The 15,270-nt window shown below is 68.2% G+C and carries 14 protein-coding genes; 6 read left to right on the top strand and 8 right to left on the bottom strand.

Annotated features, from left to right (window positions below; translation table 11 throughout):
* Positions 1–119: 119 nt before the first annotated feature.
* Complete coding sequence (locus tag EV186_RS34930; protein ID WP_166659470.1) at positions 120–1,088, bottom strand: phosphotransferase family protein; 969 nt, start codon at positions 1,086–1,088, stop codon at positions 120–122.
* Between the two features lie 271 nt (positions 1,089–1,359).
* On the opposite strand from EV186_RS34930, the gene EV186_RS34925 reads away from it, so the two are divergent.
* Positions 1,360–2,193 carry an EamA family transporter gene (locus tag EV186_RS34925; protein ID WP_133853757.1) on the top strand — a complete coding sequence of 278 codons (834 nt, stop codon included), beginning with the start codon at positions 1,360–1,362 and terminating at the stop codon, positions 2,191–2,193.
* Here EV186_RS34925 and EV186_RS34920 read toward each other — a convergent pair.
* Entirely contained in the window at positions 2,180–4,099 is a 1,920-nt protein-coding gene (locus EV186_RS34920) for an NEW3 domain-containing protein (protein ID WP_133853756.1), read from the bottom strand. The genes EV186_RS34925 and EV186_RS34920 overlap by 14 nt on opposite strands.
* Positions 4,100–4,140: 41 nt before the next feature.
* Between EV186_RS34920 and EV186_RS34915 the strand changes: the two genes are divergently transcribed.
* From EV186_RS34915 to EV186_RS34905, 3 genes are read left to right on the top strand one after another with little or no spacing between them, the layout of a single operon-like run.
* Positions 4,141–5,130, top strand: a complete 990-nt coding sequence (locus EV186_RS34915) for a serine hydrolase domain-containing protein (RefSeq protein WP_133853755.1) — start codon at positions 4,141–4,143, stop codon at positions 5,128–5,130.
* A 2-nt stretch (positions 5,131–5,132) separates the two neighbouring features.
* Positions 5,133–6,023, top strand: coding sequence for a phosphotransferase (locus EV186_RS34910; protein WP_166659469.1), 891 nt, complete (start codon positions 5,133–5,135; stop codon positions 6,021–6,023).
* A 34-nt stretch (positions 6,024–6,057) separates the two neighbouring features.
* Positions 6,058–6,636, top strand: a complete 579-nt coding sequence (locus EV186_RS34905) for a dihydrofolate reductase family protein (RefSeq protein WP_133853754.1) — start codon at positions 6,058–6,060, stop codon at positions 6,634–6,636.
* Here EV186_RS34905 and EV186_RS34900 read toward each other — a convergent pair.
* Positions 6,633–8,111, bottom strand: a complete 1,479-nt coding sequence (locus EV186_RS34900) for a glycoside hydrolase family protein (protein WP_243754455.1) — start codon at positions 8,109–8,111, stop codon at positions 6,633–6,635. The two genes, EV186_RS34905 and EV186_RS34900, sit on opposite strands and share 4 nt — an antisense overlap.
* 22 nt (positions 8,112–8,133) lie before the next feature.
* Entirely contained in the window at positions 8,134–8,940 is an 807-nt protein-coding gene (locus EV186_RS34895) for a phytanoyl-CoA dioxygenase family protein (protein WP_133853753.1), read from the bottom strand.
* Between the two features lie 51 nt (positions 8,941–8,991).
* On the opposite strand from EV186_RS34895, the gene EV186_RS34890 reads away from it, so the two are divergent.
* A complete protein-coding gene (locus EV186_RS34890) occupies positions 8,992–9,975 on the top strand; it encodes a LacI family DNA-binding transcriptional regulator (RefSeq protein ID WP_133853752.1) in 984 nt (327 codons plus the stop codon).
* Between the two features lie 96 nt (positions 9,976–10,071).
* Positions 10,072–11,253 carry an HNH endonuclease signature motif containing protein gene (locus EV186_RS34885; RefSeq protein WP_133853751.1) on the top strand — a complete coding sequence of 394 codons (1,182 nt, stop codon included), beginning with the start codon at positions 10,072–10,074 and terminating at the stop codon, positions 11,251–11,253.
* 605 nt (positions 11,254–11,858) lie between these two features.
* Here EV186_RS34885 and EV186_RS34880 read toward each other — a convergent pair.
* From EV186_RS34880 to EV186_RS34870, 4 genes are all read right to left on the bottom strand, one after another.
* The gene (locus EV186_RS34880; RefSeq protein ID WP_133853750.1) at positions 11,859–12,050 is read right to left on the bottom strand and encodes a hypothetical protein; all 192 of its coding nucleotides are present in this window, start codon (positions 12,048–12,050) and stop codon (positions 11,859–11,861) included.
* 83 nt (positions 12,051–12,133) lie between these two features.
* Positions 12,134–13,306, bottom strand: coding sequence for a YqcI/YcgG family protein (locus EV186_RS34875; protein ID WP_166659468.1), 1,173 nt, complete (start codon positions 13,304–13,306; stop codon positions 12,134–12,136).
* Positions 13,307–13,316: 10 nt separating this feature from the next.
* A complete protein-coding gene (locus EV186_RS39230) occupies positions 13,317–14,144 on the bottom strand; it encodes a hypothetical protein (RefSeq protein ID WP_166659467.1) in 828 nt (275 codons plus the stop codon).
* 149 nt (positions 14,145–14,293) lie between these two features.
* Positions 14,294–15,172 (bottom strand): C39 family peptidase, encoded by an 879-nt coding sequence (locus EV186_RS34870; protein ID WP_243754454.1) that lies wholly within the window; start codon positions 15,170–15,172, stop codon positions 14,294–14,296.
* Positions 15,173–15,270: the final 98 nt, after the last annotated feature.

Raw genomic sequence — 15,270 nt, 5'->3', positions numbered from 1 at the left:
CGACAGGCCTGGGGACACGAGTGCTCACCCACCAGCAGCTACCACACCAAGCCTGCCCCACGACAGGCCCGTAACTCTCATTAGGGGACACACCCTGCGCGAAGGTGGGACACGCCCGGTTAGAGGGCGGCCATCACGTCCGGGCGGCGCAGAACCTCGGCGCACCAGTGGAAGTGGCCCTCCTGCTCGGACGAGCCGAACAGGGTCATGGTCACCACGGCATAGGCGGCGAGGTAAACGGCGAGGGTCTCCCAGGGGTAGCCGAAGGTGCCGCGCACCAGCTCCTCCATCGCCACGCGGCTCGCGAGCCTGGCCGGCCCGTACATGTCGAAGATGGCCATGGCAACGGCCGCGTCGAAGGCGGGCGGACCCACCGTGGAGAAGAAACCGAAGTCCAACAGGGCCGTGACCCTGCCGCCGTCGTCGACCAAGATGTTGGCCGGGATCAGGTCGCCGTGGATCAGACCGTCGGGTCCCGCGTCCATTGCCGACAACCGGTCGGCCAGCGCCCGCGCCAGTTCACCGACGTCCGGCACGGCCGCCCTCATGTGCTCGCATGAGCGCTCGACGCGATCCAGCACCAGGCGGCCCAGGGCGGTGGTGAAATCACCCGCACCCCACAGCGGATCGGGCTCGTCGAGGACGGGCAGAACCTTCAGTTCGTCCCTGGGCGTCACCGCCGCGAGGGCGGCCAGGACATCGGTGATGCACCGCAGCCGTTCGGGCTCCAGTGGCGGCGACTGACCCGTGTGGTCGGGGAACAGCGGGACCCCGGACAGCTCCCGCTCGATGCTGAACACGGCGTCGCTGAGGTGACCGACGTCCAGGATCTCGGGCGTCCGGAACGGAAGGCCCGCACCGCCCACGGCGTCGAGAAACGTTGCCAGCCGGGCGATCTCGGCCTCGGTGCGCGAGTTCCAGACCTTCGCGACGGCGCCGTTTCCGAGCCGGAAGACGGCCCCTTCGACACCGGCGGCCAACGGCGCCGGACGGTAGCCGCGCCCGGCGAGTTCACCAGCCCAGCGGTGCACCCCGCCCGGATCCAGGCTCCGATGGCCGCCGCTGCCGTCCCCCGCCGAACTGGACACGCGGCCGACCATAGCCCAGACCAGCCTTCCATTTCCCGGAGCCGCGTACTCGATCATGCCCACCGGCCGGCCGAGCAGCGCCGATCAACATGAGACGGGCCGTGTCCCATGTGGAGCCCACCCGTCCTCGCCGGGAACGGGGGACACACCCGGTCGGAACAGGGGACACACCGGGTCGGAAGAGGGGACACACCTGGCCGGAATGTGGGACACGCGCGGTTGGTGGGGTGCGGGGCGGCGGTGACGGCGGGCTACGACGCACAATGGCGGCGTGGGTGTACTTCTGGGGATGTTGTGCGCAATTGCCTACGGTGCTTCCGACTTCGCGGCCGGCGTCGGCGGGCGACGCAGTGATCCGAGCGCGGTCACGGTGCTCGCGCAGCCGTGGAGCCTGGTAGCCGCGATCGGGACCGCGCTGGTGATGCAGCCCGCGGCGCCGACGGGCGCCGCGCTGTTGTGGGGAGCGATCAGCGGGATCGGCACCGCCGTCGGCACGTTGGCGCTCTACCGGGGACTGACGGTCGCCCGGATGTCGGTGGTGGCGCCGGTGTCGGCGGTCTTGGCGGCGGCCTTGCCCGCCTTGGTCGGGATCGTGACCGGGGACCGGCTCTCGTGGCTCGGCTGGGCGGGGATCGTGATCGTGCTCCCGGCCATCGCGCTGGTGTCGCGGAACGAGGACCCGGCCGACAAGGACAAGCCCTCCGGGCTCGTCGAGGCGGTCGTCGCGGGGGCCGGGTTCGCCTTGTTGTTCATCGGGCTGGACCGCGCCGGGACCGACGGCGGCAGCTGGCCGTTGGCCGCGGGTCAGGCGGTCGGCGTGGTGTTGCTGGGCGCGGCCGCCCTGTGGCTGCGCCCGCGACGCGACGCGTGGCGCGCGGCGGTGTGGCCCGCGGTCATCACCGGCGTGCTCGGCGGTGCGGCCAACCTGTTGTTCGTCGCGGCCACGGGCGCCGGTCAGCTCGCCGTGGTCGCGGTGATCACGTCGCTCTACCCCGCCATCACGATCGTGCTGGCGCGCGTCGTGCTCAGCGAGCGCTGGAGCCGGACCCAGGCCGCGGGACTCGTCGTCGCCGCGGCCGGGGTCGCGGCCATCACGCTGGGTTAGCCACAGTCGTGAACACGTGCTTGGTCACCGTGTGACCGCCCAACCGCGCCGACACGGTGAGGTCGACCGGACCGCTGTAGCCCGGCGGCGGGGTCACGGTCCACGCGACCGGCGCCGAGTCGCCCGCACGCAAGGTGCCGTCGACCGCCGACGTGGTGCTCACCGTCCAGCCGGACGGCGCGTCCGCGGACACCGTGAAGTCGGACGACGAAGCCAACGTGTTGAACAACGTGGAGTTCACCGTGAACGCGGCCGTCACGTGCGCCGGCATGCTCACGGTCAGCTCGGGAGTCGTCTTGAGCGCCTGGCTGATCGACGCGCTGCGCGGAGCCAGTCGCGGATAGGACTGCAGCAACCCGAGCAGGTACCAGCTCGCGTGTTCCTGGTTGGCCGGGTCGGTCATGGTGACGGTGCCGGTGTCGTCGAGGATCCAGCCCTCGGCGATCGGCTGCACGATGTCGGGGTCGAAGCGCTGCAGGAACGTGTCGATCTCGCCCACGCGCCCGGTGTCGCCGTTCTTCGCGGCGAAGCGCAGTTCCCACGAGAACGACTTCGTCAGCACCCAGCGGTTGTGGCCGGACCCGCCGTAGTCCTGCATCGACGACAGCATCGTGACGCCCGACCAGTTCTTGCTCTCGTGGGCGAAGTACGCCTGCACGGTGTTCGCCATGATCGTGTCGTCCATGCCGTACCAGCCCGCGGCCAGCGGCGACAGGTTCACGAACGAGTACCCCGGTGAGAACACCGTGGTCGAGCCGATCTCGTACTTCTCACCGTAGATCCGGTTGCCGTCCACCGTCGTGACGAGATTCGCGTTGATGCCGCGGGTGATCTTGGCGGCGAACTGGCGGTACCGGCTCGCGGTGGCGGGGTCGAGGTAGCCGTCGGCGATGGGAGCCAGCTCGTGCAACGCCTGCGCGGTGAAGACGTTGGTCAGCAGGTCGTAGGTGTTGTGGTACCCCTCGTCGTCCAGGATCGGGTTGCGGATGAGGTTCATCGAGGTGTTGAAGTAACCCGGCGTGGAGAGGTAGTAGTCGACGAACCCGCGGATCAGCGGCCACGTCTCGTACCGGAAACCCAGCGACGACTTCGGAAACACCCGCGCCCAGGCCAGGGCCACGCTGAACAGCTGGTCGGTCTCGTCGAACATGTCGTAGCCGGACAACCGGAAGTCGGTGGTGCGCTCCTGGTAGGACGCCTTGCCCGCCCCGGCGCCCCACCAGGTGACGGCCGGGGAGTCGATGCCGGCCAGCTTGATGCTGTAGGCGGTCGGCGCCTCGGCCGTGAGCGGCGGCCGGAATTCGACGGTCACCCAGCCGCCGGACCCGGTCGGCACGTCGGCGATCGGGATGGTCTGGGAGTCGACGGTCTGGGCGGCGGACCCGGTGCCGGCGATCAGCGTCGCGCGCACCTTGCCGGAGGTCGAGGCGCCGCGGCTGAGCCACACGTCGACGGCGCTCACCGTGCCCGGTACGGGCATCGCCTGGGTCGCGCCGCGGGGTAACACGCTCAGGTCGTACACCCGCTGGCTGACGTCCGCCTGACGCGAGGTGGTGAGCACGTTCTTGGTGTCGTAGATGCGGTGCGGCAGCTGCGCCTGACCGGAGGCGGCGCTGTACCGCAGCACGTAGCTCAGGATGGCCTCGGCGCGGGTGGTGTCGCCGGCCGCGGTCAGGGCCATCGCCTGCACCGACGCGTCGCGCGTGTACATCGCGCCGTAGGTCCCTGTCAGCGACGTCGGCGCGTACCCGAGGTGCGAGACCCGCGCGGCGATGCTCGCGTAGCTGCTGTCGAACAAACCCAGGATCTGGTTCGGGGGTAAGGCGGCCGCCGCCGACGCCGGTGTCACCACGATCCCCGTGCCCAGGATCGCCGCGATCGACGCGGCCCCGAGTAATACACGCATGCGAACAGTGTGCGGTCGAAGACGGAGAGTATCAAGGAAACATGACCTTCACCGACGCGCTCGACCGGACAGCCGCCGACCACGGACCCGGACTGCTGGGCTTGATCACCGAAGGCGGGCGGACGGTCTTCGAGGGCGCGACCGGCGTCGCCGACCTCGGGTCGCGGCGCCGCATGACCGCCGACGACCTGGTGCGGATCGGCAGCATCACCAAGACCTACGTGTCCGTGCTCGCGATGCAACTGGCCGCCGAAGGCGCCTTCGCCTTCGGCGACACGGTCGAGCACTGGCTACCCGGTCTGGTCGACGGCGGCGACCAGATCACCATGGAATTGTTGCTGCGCATGCGATCGGGCCTGCCCGACTACGGCGACGGCCCGTTCGGCGACGAGCGTGACCTGGAACCGCTGCGACGCTACTGGCGACCTGAGGAGCTGGTCGCCGCGGCGCTGGCCAAGGACGACCGCAAGCCGCCGGATTCCGTGTATCGCTACTGCAACACCGACTACATCCTGCTCGGCCTGATCATCGAGCGGGCGACCGGCGAGCGGGTGGACGTCCACCTCCACCAGCGGATCTGCGTCCCGCTCGGGCTGACCGCGACGATCTTCCCCATTGCCGACCCGCACCTGCGCGGCCCGCATGCGCGCGGTCACCTGCGGGTGCGCGGCGAATGGGTCGAGTGCACGACCCTGTCGATGTCGGAGGGGTGGACCGCGGGCGGGATGGCCGCGTCGGCGCGCGACGTGGCGCTGTTCTTCGACGCCTTGTTCGACGGCCGGCTGCTCGCCGCGGACGGCCTCGCGCACATGACCGACTGCTCGGAAGTCCTCGACGACGAGTGGTCGCGCGGTGTCGGGCTCGTCCGCTTTCGGGACGCGTACGGCCACACCGGCGGCATCCCCGGCTACACGACGATCGCCTGGCGCACGGCGACCGGACGGACCATCATCTTGTGCCAGAACGGGATCGACCTGAACAACATGCTCACGAGCGAGAACCCGTTCGTGCTGGAAGCGTTGCGGGGGTAGCCGTGGACCTGTCGGGCTGGTGTCGCGAGCACTTGGGCGCCGCGCCCGCCGAGGTGTTGTTCGAGCACCGGTCGATCTCCGCCGTCTTCGGGGTGCGGCTCGCCGACGGGCGGGAGGTCGTCGTCAAAGCGCGGGAGGACGAGCCGCGCGTCGCCGCTTGTGTACGGGCGCAGACCATCCTCGCCGAGCGCGGCTTCCCTTGCCCCAAGCCGATCACGCCCGTCATCGCCGGGGTGCACGCCGAAGAACTGCGCCCTGGCGGCGAGGTGCTGGTGGGCGACTCGCCGGACGTCGCCGTGCGGTACGCCGAGGTCTTCGGCTGGCTGATGCGTGAGCTGGCCGACGTCGACGAGAAGCCGCTGCCCAACCCGCGATGGGCGCGCTGGGACCACACCGATCCCGGGCTGTGGCCGGCAATCCCTCTGCTGGACGAACGCGACCAGAGCACCGTCCCGGCGTTCATCACCGAAGCGGCCGAGCGGGTGCGCGAGCGGCTGCGAGCCACGACCCTGCCCCGCGTGCTCGGCCACGCCGACTTCGAGGCGCAGAACCTGCGCTGGCACGGCAACACGATCTGGGCCGTGCACGACTGGGACAGCCTGGCCTGGCAACCCGAGGCGGCCCTCGCGGGCGCGGCGAGCGGAGCCTTCGCCAGCACCACGCCGCCGACGCTGGCCTCGATCGAGAGCTCTGCCGCCTTCCTGGCCGCCTACGGCCGGTTCACCGAGGAGGAACTGGAGGTCGCCTGGGCCGCGAGCCTCTGGCCCGCCCTGCACAACGCCCGCTGGGAGGCCCTGCACGGCGACCCGCCGCTGTGCGGCACCGCGGTGCGCGAGCAAGCCGCAGAACGTCTTCGGCGCGCAGGTGTCGATTGGCGGCCACCCAGTTCGTAGCGAGGGTGAGAGACCACCTACCCGAGGAGCTCACGTGACCGCGACCTACACCTTCGACGTCGTTTCCACCCTCGACGGCTTCGCCTCCTACGAGAACGCCGACTGGGGCGGCTTCTGGGGCAAGCAGGGCCCGGAGCTGCTGGAAAGCCGCCTCGCCTACTACAGCCAGGACCTGCGGATGGTCCTCGGCGCCAAGACTTTCCGGCAGTTCACCGCGATGCTGGGCCCGAACCCCACGGGGCTCGACCCGCTGAACGCCCGGATGGTGAGCCTGCCGACGACGGTCGTGTCCACGACGCTGCAAGGCCCGCTCGACTGGCCGAACGCGACCCTCGTGCCCGGCGACGCCGTCGAGGTCGTGGCCCGGCTCAAGGAGGAGTCCGACGTGCCGCTGATCTCGCACGGCAGCCTCTCCATGAACCGGGCGCTGATGGCCGCGGGGCTGGTCGACCGCGTCCGCGTGACGATCTTCCCGGTGATCTCCGGACAGTCCGGCGTGGAGCCGATTTTCGGGGGTGCGGCCGACTTCGACCTCGACCTGCTCGAGGCCAGGACGCTCGACGGCCGCACCCAGGAACTCACCTACCGGCCCACCGTGCGGGTGTGGCGCTAGGCCCGCATCAGGATGAAGTCGCCATGGCCGCCGTAGCCCAGCACAGGCTCGGCGTACTGGGTGCCGTCGAAGGTGATCAGCCACCAGGCGCCGTCGCGGCGGACGATCATCGGGTGCGGGATGTTGGTGCCGTACGGCGCATCCAGCGTGCCGAGCTTGCGCATCTTCAGGTCGTACACCGGGTATTGGCGCGCGTCGCCGTCGCTGGCCAGCACGTACCAGGTGCCGCCGACCTGCTGCAGGATCGTGCCTTCGGTCTGGTCGACCGAGATGTCCGCGCCGAGCAGTTGCAACCCGGACGAGTAGTCCGCACCGCGCGGGGCGGCGGCCAGGGCCGGGTGGAACACGAAGGCGGGCTGCTGCGCCGGGCTCTCCACGAACGCGATGTGCCAGCGGCCGTTGATCTTGGTCAACGCCGGGTCCCACGAGCTGACCGACGTCGGCAACGCCAACTGTTCGGTGGGCAGCACGTGCACGCCCGACAACACGTTGGCCGTGGTCGTGGTGTGCCGGACGTGCACGCCCTGGAAGTTGAAGTCGCCCCACGAGCTCATCAACAGGATGTAGCGATCACCGTCGACCACGATCTGGCCGGCGTGGTCGCCGAGCACGACGCCATCACGGGCGAAGAACAGGGTCGCGACCTGTTCGAGCCGGGCGGAGGCGAGGTCGAGGGTCCACACACCCCAGTGCGCCTGCTGGAAGAACCCGAGCCCGGCCTGGGTCATCGTCAGGTAGAGCTTGCCGTCCTTCACGTACGGCCGTCCGTCGGCGTACTGCACGACGTGCGGGTCCCGCACGCCCGCCTGCCCGAAGTAGCCGGCCTGCACCCGGCCCAGCAGCGCGGAACCGTTGCCACGACCGCCGTACGCGTAGCTCAAGGTGCCGAGGACGTCGGGCACCCGCAGGTCGATCAGCGCGCGCACGCCGTCCCGCTCGGTGATCAACGGCTGCCAGCCCGTCCCGGTGCCGGTGGTGTCGGCGAGCACCGTGACCGCGTTCTCGTTTACCACCGTGGCGAACCGGAACGGCGCCCTGAGCGACGCGGCCGCCGACTTCACCGTCGTGGTCGTGCCGCCGGTGGTCACCTCGATGCTGACCTGCCCGGTCGAGGCGTCGTAGACGCCGAGCACCGAGGACGACGCCCCGGCGAGCCCGGCCACCACGCCGGCGCCGGAGAGTTGTTGCACCTCAACGATGACCGTGCCGTAGGGCGCGCGGGGCCGGACGTTGGTGGTGATCACCGTGCCGGTCAGCGAACGGGCGTGCACGGCCGAGTCGTACTGCACGAAGTTCGGGGCGATCAGGTCGAAGGGGCGGAACTTGTCGGTGACCTCGAAGTGCAGGTCGAACGGTGTGGTCGCCGCGCTGGTTGCACTCGCCGCGCCGGCGCCGAGCAAGCCCGCCGCGCCGGTCAGGCCGAGGATCCCCATGCCGCGTAAGACCGCACGCCGGTTCGCCTGGTGGTCGTTCACTGCTGCCTCCTTGTGGGTGGTTTCAGGACGCGCCCATGACAAGACCCTCGATGGTGTGCTTCTGCGTGATCGGCCGCAAGGTCTGGACCACCGGGCACTGCAGGTGCCTGCGCAGTGAATCCGGCAGCGTCGCCCAGAACCCTTCGGTGACCGCCAAGTCGTGGCGTTCGCCGTTGACCCCGCCCGGTGCGTCGACGCCGAGCACCAGGACCGGCCGCGACTTCTGCGAGTGGTTGGTCGTGCCGCGGTGGATGGTCAGCGCGGAGCGGATGGAGATGTCGCCCATCTGCGGGAACTTCCGCACCGCCCGCTCTTCGTAGCGCGGGTAGGCCGACTTCGGCGGGAACATGCCGTGCTCGAACTCGGCGTCGTCGTCGAACTGCGTGCCGGGCGCGATCTCGAACGGTCCCATGTCCGGCTCGGTGTCCACTGTGGTCACATTGATGGCCAGCGAGTCGAGCTTGCGCTCGGTCTTCGTGATCGGCGGCATCGGGAAGTCGCGGTGCCACGGCTGGTCCACGGCGCCGGCCAGCGGCACGTCGAAGCCGACCTCGACGATCTGGTAGTCCGGCCCGAGCACCGCGGTGCAGACGCCGTTGATCCACGGGTGGGTGGCCAGTTCCACGAAGCCGCGCAGCTGCTCGGGGTGGATTTCCACGTAGTAGCGGTTCGGGCCGCGCCCGACGGCGCCGTCCGCGCGGGCGAGAGCCTCGCGGAACGCCACGTCGACGTCCTCGTCGAGCTGCTTCACCCACTCCCGCTCGAACGCGCCGGGCAGGCCGATGATCCCGTCGTCGTAGATCCGACGGGCAAGGTCGTTCGGATCCATCCGTCGAGTTTGCAACGTGGCATGCCACGTTGCAAGAGCTAGGATGAGCCGGTGAACGCCAGACTGCGCGACGTCGCCGAGCACGCCGGCGTCTCGGTGCGCACGGTGTCGAATGTCGTGAACGGGTTCCGCTACGTCGCCCCGGACACGCGCACCCGCGTGCAGGCGAGCATCGACGAGCTGGGCTACCGGCCGAACCTCGCGGCCCGCACCCTGCGCCACAGCCGAACCGGGCTGATCGCCCTGGTCGTGCCCGAGATCGACTCCCCGTACTTCGCGGAGTTGGCGGCGCGCACCGTGCGGATCGCCCAGCACCGCGGCCTGACCGTGCTGATCGACCAGACCGACGGCGACTTCGAGCGCGAACGGCTGCTGCTGCACGGAAAACGCGGGCAGCTGGTCGACGGCGTGCTGTTCAGCCCGTGGGCCGTGGCGCCGGCCGACCTGGCCGCCCGCACCGACACGGTGCCCCTGGTCCTGCTCGGCGAGCACGACGGCCCGGCCCCTGTCGACCACGTGGCCATCGACAACGTCGCCGCGGCCCGCGAGGCGACCCGGCACCTGCTGGCGACGGGACGACGGCGCATCGCCGTGATCGGCGTGCAGCCGCGCACGCTCAACGCCTCGGCCCGGCAACGGTTGGCGGGCTACCGGCAGGAGTTGGAAGCGTTCGGCTTGGCGCCTGTCGTTGACCGCGAGCGTCCCGTGCGCCGCCTGCACCGCTCAGATGGATACCAAGCAATGCTCGAATTGCTGGACTCGGAGACGCCGGACGCGGTCTTTTGCTTCACCGACCAGCTCGCTCTGGGCGCGATGCGCGCGCTGGCCGAACGCGGCCTCTCGGTGCCCGACGACGTGGCCATCGTCGGCTTCGACGACATCGAGGACGGCCGGTACAGCGTGCCCGCGTTGACCACCGTGTCGCCGGACAAGGATCAGATCGCGTCGCTGGCCCTGGATGCCCTTGCGGCCCAAGGAAAGCCGCCGCGGTCGATCATCGCGCCGCACGAGTTGATCGTCCGCGCCACCACCTGAGCTTTGTTGCCCGGAGCCGGCGCTGTCGCACCTTTCGTCGCAGCCCATCGAAACTCCCGGGAATGCAGTTATCCCCAGGAAGCTAGTTGTCCACAGATGATCCGCGTACCCTTTCGGCTAGGCCGTTTAGCCGATTGTTGTGGTATGATCAGAGGTATGGATCTGGGGGAGCTTAACTCGACTGTCGCGCAGTTGCGGCGTCTGGAGTTGAAGCTGCTCGACGACATTTCCCAGATTGAATGGAAAGAGTCCGGGTATCCCCAGTTGTGGCGGTTCCTGCAAGACGTCCTGCACGTCACCGCCCAGGAGGCCAAGCGCCTCGAACACCATGTCGAGTTGCTGTGCCCGAAGGTCGGGATCACCGGCCAACCGATCCCACCGCGGCTACCGGCCGCCCGTGCTGCGATGGCGGCCGGGGAGATCTCCGGCGCGCACGTGGACAAGATCGCCACCACGGTGGAGTCGGTCCCGGTCGAGCACGCCGAGCAAGTCGAGGCAGACATGACGGGGTTGGCGCGGAAGTTCAACCCGACCCAGCTCATCCGCCTGGGCGAGCGCATCGTCGCCGCCCTCAACCCCGACGGTCGCAAACCCATCGAACCCACCGTGGTCGATGCGCAGAACACGCTGGACCTCTACGAACACCGCGACGGGTCGCTGTCAGGCCAGTTCCGCCTCGGCGGCGAAGACGCGAGCGTGCTGCGCGCGCTGCTGTCCCCGCTGGCCAAGCCGCAGACCGGCGATGACCGGATCCTGAGCGAGCGGCAGGGCGACGCCCTGGCCGAGATCATCGGCTTCGCCGCCGACTCCGGCCACGCCCCCGCCGAGGGCGGCGAACGCCCCCACATCGCGGTCACGGTCTCCCTGGAGACCCTGCAAACCCGCATCGGCCAGGCCATCCTCGACGATGCCCGCACACTGACCCCGGAGCAGGCCCGCCGCGTGGCCTGCGAGGCGAAAATCATCCCGGTCGTCCTTGGCAGCCAATCCCAGCCACTGGATATCGGGGAAACCCGCCGCCTGGCCGATAAACGATTGCGCAGAGCCCTCGCCATCCGCGACGGGGGCTGCGCCGCCCCCGGTTGCGCGCGAACACCACACCAATGTCACGCCCACCACATCAAACATTGGGCAGACGGCGGACTAACCACATTGGATAATCTGGTGTTGGTGTGCCCATATCATCACCGGTTGATTCATCACACCGAGTGGACGGTGCATATGGATAACGGGCTGCCGGTATTCACCCCACCACCCTGGCTCCAAGGCGCCGCGTAAATTCCGGTAACTCAGCCACCGCCGGGACCACCCGGCAACCGCCGGCTGCCCTCGCAACGCAACCCCTCAACCGGGTCACCCACGCCACGCAACCACCGCCACCGGTGGCAAGGGTGTTCGCCGCCACCCGCCCCGGGACCAACCCAGCCATCGGCGGCGAACACCCGCGGCAGCAACACCCACACGAGAGCAACCGGGAACGACCACTCAACCAACATCAGTCACCCGGTCCCAGCCACCAACGACGGCAAGCAACTCCACCGCGAGAGCAACCACCTACAAAGACCCAGCCACCACCGGGACCACCGGCAAACCGCAGGCTGCCCTCGCAACGCAACCCCTCAACCCGGCCACCGTCGCACGCGACCACCGGCACCGGTGGCAAGGGTGTTCGCCGCCACCAACCCCGAGGCCAAACCAGCCACCGGCGGCGAACACCTGCGGCAGCAACACCCACTCGAGAGCAGCCACCCGCGACTAACCAGCCCGCGTCAGTCACCCAGTCCCAGCCACCAACGACGGCAAGCAACTCGACCGCGAGAGCACCCCTCCCGATGGCAAGCACGCCCAGGCCGAGCCCCGAATGGACCATGCAGGGGCGGCGCTCAGGCGTCGTCGACCCGGCTGCGCAGGCACATCGGCCGCACGCCCGACCACATGTCGGTGGCCCGGGTCAGGAAGCGCATCCGCCGGCCCGGCGGCCGGTGCCAGCCCTCGGGCAGGTCGCGCCCGGCAAGCCATGCGGCACAGTGCTGCTCGGTGTCGACCACCACGTCGTAGATCTGCTCATCAGCCATGGCAACCACCTCAGGCTCGATGGTCGGCCGCCGATCTATATTTCCGCTGGAATCCGGATGGCGGCGCCATGGCGCTCACGAGGTCAACGCACGTGCCACCACTCGCATGTGGTGTCGCCCGCGAACCTCGGCAGGAGGTAAAGCCGCGCCTCCACGCGATCGTCGATGAGCTCCATCGGATAGTCCAGACCTTTGCGCCGGAACTCATCTCGGATGCGCTGCTTCGTAGTGTCTGACTGAGCGTAGGCACTACCTATCGAACAGTGATCGAACGAGGTCTCCGGCTGGAACGTGAGGAACGTAGCGTCGGGCGAATACCGAGGACTGGTCGGCTCGTACAAGTGTGAGAACACCGACACGAACATCCGCACACCGCCGAACGAGAACTGCCAGCCGACCTGAGCAACCGGACCGCGGAAAGAGCGGTTCACTGTGGGATCAAGCTGGACGAGCGCGTGCAAGACTTCCCGCAATCGCGCCGCGAGTTCCCGCATGGTGCGTGGGCTCTCCAGTCCGAGGGATACGACGAATGTATCGAGACCCTCCAGCCGCGCTGCCTTGGCGAACCGGGTCAGGTACGGAAGGAACGCGGCCACGTTGTCGACCATCGACAGGTCAGATCGCCACGGCGGCGCACCCCAAAGTCGTGCTGTAGGTGCGAAGACGCACGGCGTGCTGCCGGAGATCACCTCGAACTCGGTCAACGACTGCGCGGTACTGGGATCGAAAGAATGCTCGAACCGGCCGCGATCGCGGCGCTCACTAGCAGTGAGCTTGTCATCGACAACCGACTCCAGGTCCACCTTGAGTGCGGCAGCGAGCTGGCTCAGTCTGACGTGGAAGTGCCGCAGGGCCTTGGTCAGCGGCAACCAGTCCTGGGTATTGCGCGGAGGTTTGCTGCCGTCGTAGTAGTTGACCACACGTGCGATCTGACCGGCGTGAACGAGCAACGACTGCATCTGATCGGCGACGGGTGCATTCTGGTCGTCGGTCTCCACCGTGGCGGCCCGAGCGACGGGAAGCGGGATGCAGAACTGGTTCGCCAGGCAAGCGGCAATAATCCACAGATCGGCCATTTCCTCGGACAGCGCCTCGTGCCGCTCGCTCTCAGCGAGCAAGACTTCAGCCAATTCGCCGAATTCTTCCAGGAGCCGTGCTACGGCGGAGATCGGCGGCCAATACCCACCGAGCTGCTCGATCGTAGCAGCCAGTCGTTGCTGCTGGTCAGACAGCCCTCGGTAGGTGTATGAGTCCACGTTGGCCATCCTAGACGACCGGATCAGCGTTGAGCATGGATTCGGTGAGCGGACGAGCATGGGCGTCGATCGCCCGATAGATTTCTCGAAAACACTTGAACAGATTACCCTCACGGTCGTCGAAAAATAGCGCACCGTGCCGGATCTGCCGATTACTGCTCTGATCGGTGGTGAGCAGGGGGATGACGATGTGCCGCCGATCAACCATGATGAAATGCGTCTTGAGCACATGCACCAGCGTGAGCCTGAGGTTGCAAGCCTTGTATGCCTCGCGGGTAAGCCCAGCAATCGTGGTCAGGTACTGGTGGAAGTAGGGGTCGAGGGCGAAAGGAACTGGTTTAGTCTCGAACTCCTGCGGGACTTGGACAATGCGGCGGTGGAACATCTCCCGGTCGCCGCGGTGGTCCTCGACCTGCTTGACTATGGCCTCGTAGAACTCGTGGCGGGCGGCGACTCGCTCCGGAGTGCCGGTCTGATAGTTCTCGAACGGCTCCCACATGTCCACGAACGTGATGCTGTGCTTGGCGCTGCGGATCAACTGGGTCGCCCGCACGTAGGATTGTCCCGTCTTGCCGTCCTCGACGTATTCGACGTCGAGGCCGCCGCGCGAGATGAGCCGCGCGATTTCACTGTGGATCTTGTCCATCCCCTTGTCGGAGGAACGCAACACTTGCACCGTGAGCCCGACAAGCAAGACTAGGATAAGCAGAACGCCTGCGAGACAGAACAGAACAGGATCGTGCCGTTCGAGATAATCGGTGATCAACACTGTGACGACAACGCCCAGGGTGAAAGTGGTGGCCGGCACGAGAACACCTCTGGACAGCACCTTGGTCACGACGCCACCCTTCCGCAGCTGGGGATGGTCGACACATCGCCGACCGCCACAGACGCGTTACGCAGGGCAAGCTTCCGCATGGCCTTGCAATACTCGTGTCTGCATGATTGCTGGTGACGACGAACCCGCCGCCACCAGCAATCGGAGGGTCACCAGAGCATGACGCCGGCGTGGCCGAGGTCGTTGTCCCAGAACGCGGTCAGCACGGCCGCGGTCGTGTGGTAGACGATCGTGTCCGACGCCGGGTCGAGGACCAGGTAGTCACCGCCGGAGTAGCCCGCGACGGTCAGGAAGTGGGCCACGTCGTGCCCCGACCACGGCAGGTCCTTCATGTTGCCCGCCAGCACAACCGGGTGGCCGTTGCGCACGTGGGCCAGGACCGTGTCGATGTCCCAGTTCACGATGTCGGAGTCGACGCCGTTGGCCGCCAGCGCGGTCTGCACGTCGCCTTCGCCGGTGCCGAACTGGTTCGGGTCGTTCCACGACGGGTCGTAACCCATGTCGGAGCGGGCGGCGTTGATCGCGGCGACCTGGCTGGTGCCCCAGCCGTGCGGGGTGACGCCGTCGGCCAGCAACGCTGTGACCACGCTGGTCGGCCCGCAGTCCTCGCCCTGGTTGGGCTGGCCCTGGAACTGCGACACGGGCACGAGCTGGCCTTGACTGCCACCACCACCGCAGTCCGGCACGCCCGGAATGCGGTCGTCGTAGCCGGTCGCCATGTAGGCGTCGGCCAGGTAGCCGTTCAGGTTGGGGACGTAATCCCAGAGGTTGCTGGTGAAGTTGTGCTCGTTGGTGACCGTGTCGCCGCGGGACTGGCAGGAGATGGTGACCCGCTGCCCGTCCCAGACCAGGCCGAGGCTGCCCGAGCTGGTGTGCGGACCGGTGCGGATGGTGAGGCCGACGCCGCCGGTGTCGCCGACGGTCGCCGTCGCGGTGCTTGCCGCCGCCGTGCCGACGCCACCGACCAGGAGACCGGTGGCGAGGACAGGAACGACCAACAACGCGCGGAGCGGTAATCGAAGTTTCATGCGCAGCATCTTGGGCCGGATCGAGCCGAAGAGACCCGGATTGGTCTAGATACTGTGGGAAAGCAACCGACTTCTTTCCGTAAGTGAAACCTCTTGAC

The organism is Labedaea rhizosphaerae (genome assembly GCF_004362825.1).
GTDB classification, from domain to species: Bacteria; Actinomycetota; Actinomycetes; order Mycobacteriales; family Pseudonocardiaceae; genus Labedaea; species Labedaea rhizosphaerae.
Note: the sequence above shows the minus strand (reverse complement) of the source record. Positions and strands in the feature narration are given on the sequence as shown.

Bases quoted from the DNA above. Each gene is read 5' to 3' on its own strand.
- EV186_RS34920 (WP_133853756.1), bottom strand. From the start codon at position 4,099: ATGCGTGTATTACTCGGGGCCGCGTCGATCGCGGCGATCCTGGGCACG.
- EV186_RS34915 (WP_133853755.1), top strand. From the start codon at position 4,141: ATGACCTTCACCGACGCGCTCGACCGGACAGCCGCCGACCACGGACCC.
- EV186_RS34895 (WP_133853753.1), bottom strand. From the start codon at position 8,940: ATGGATCCGAACGACCTTGCCCGTCGGATCTACGACGACGGGATCATC.
- EV186_RS34885 (WP_133853751.1), top strand. From the start codon at position 10,072: ATGATCCGCGTACCCTTTCGGCTAGGCCGTTTAGCCGATTGTTGTGGT.
- EV186_RS34880 (WP_133853750.1), bottom strand. From the start codon at position 12,050: ATGGCTGATGAGCAGATCTACGACGTGGTGGTCGACACCGAGCAGCAC.
- EV186_RS34870 (WP_243754454.1), bottom strand. From the start codon at position 15,172: ATGAAACTTCGATTACCGCTCCGCGCGTTGTTGGTCGTTCCTGTCCTC.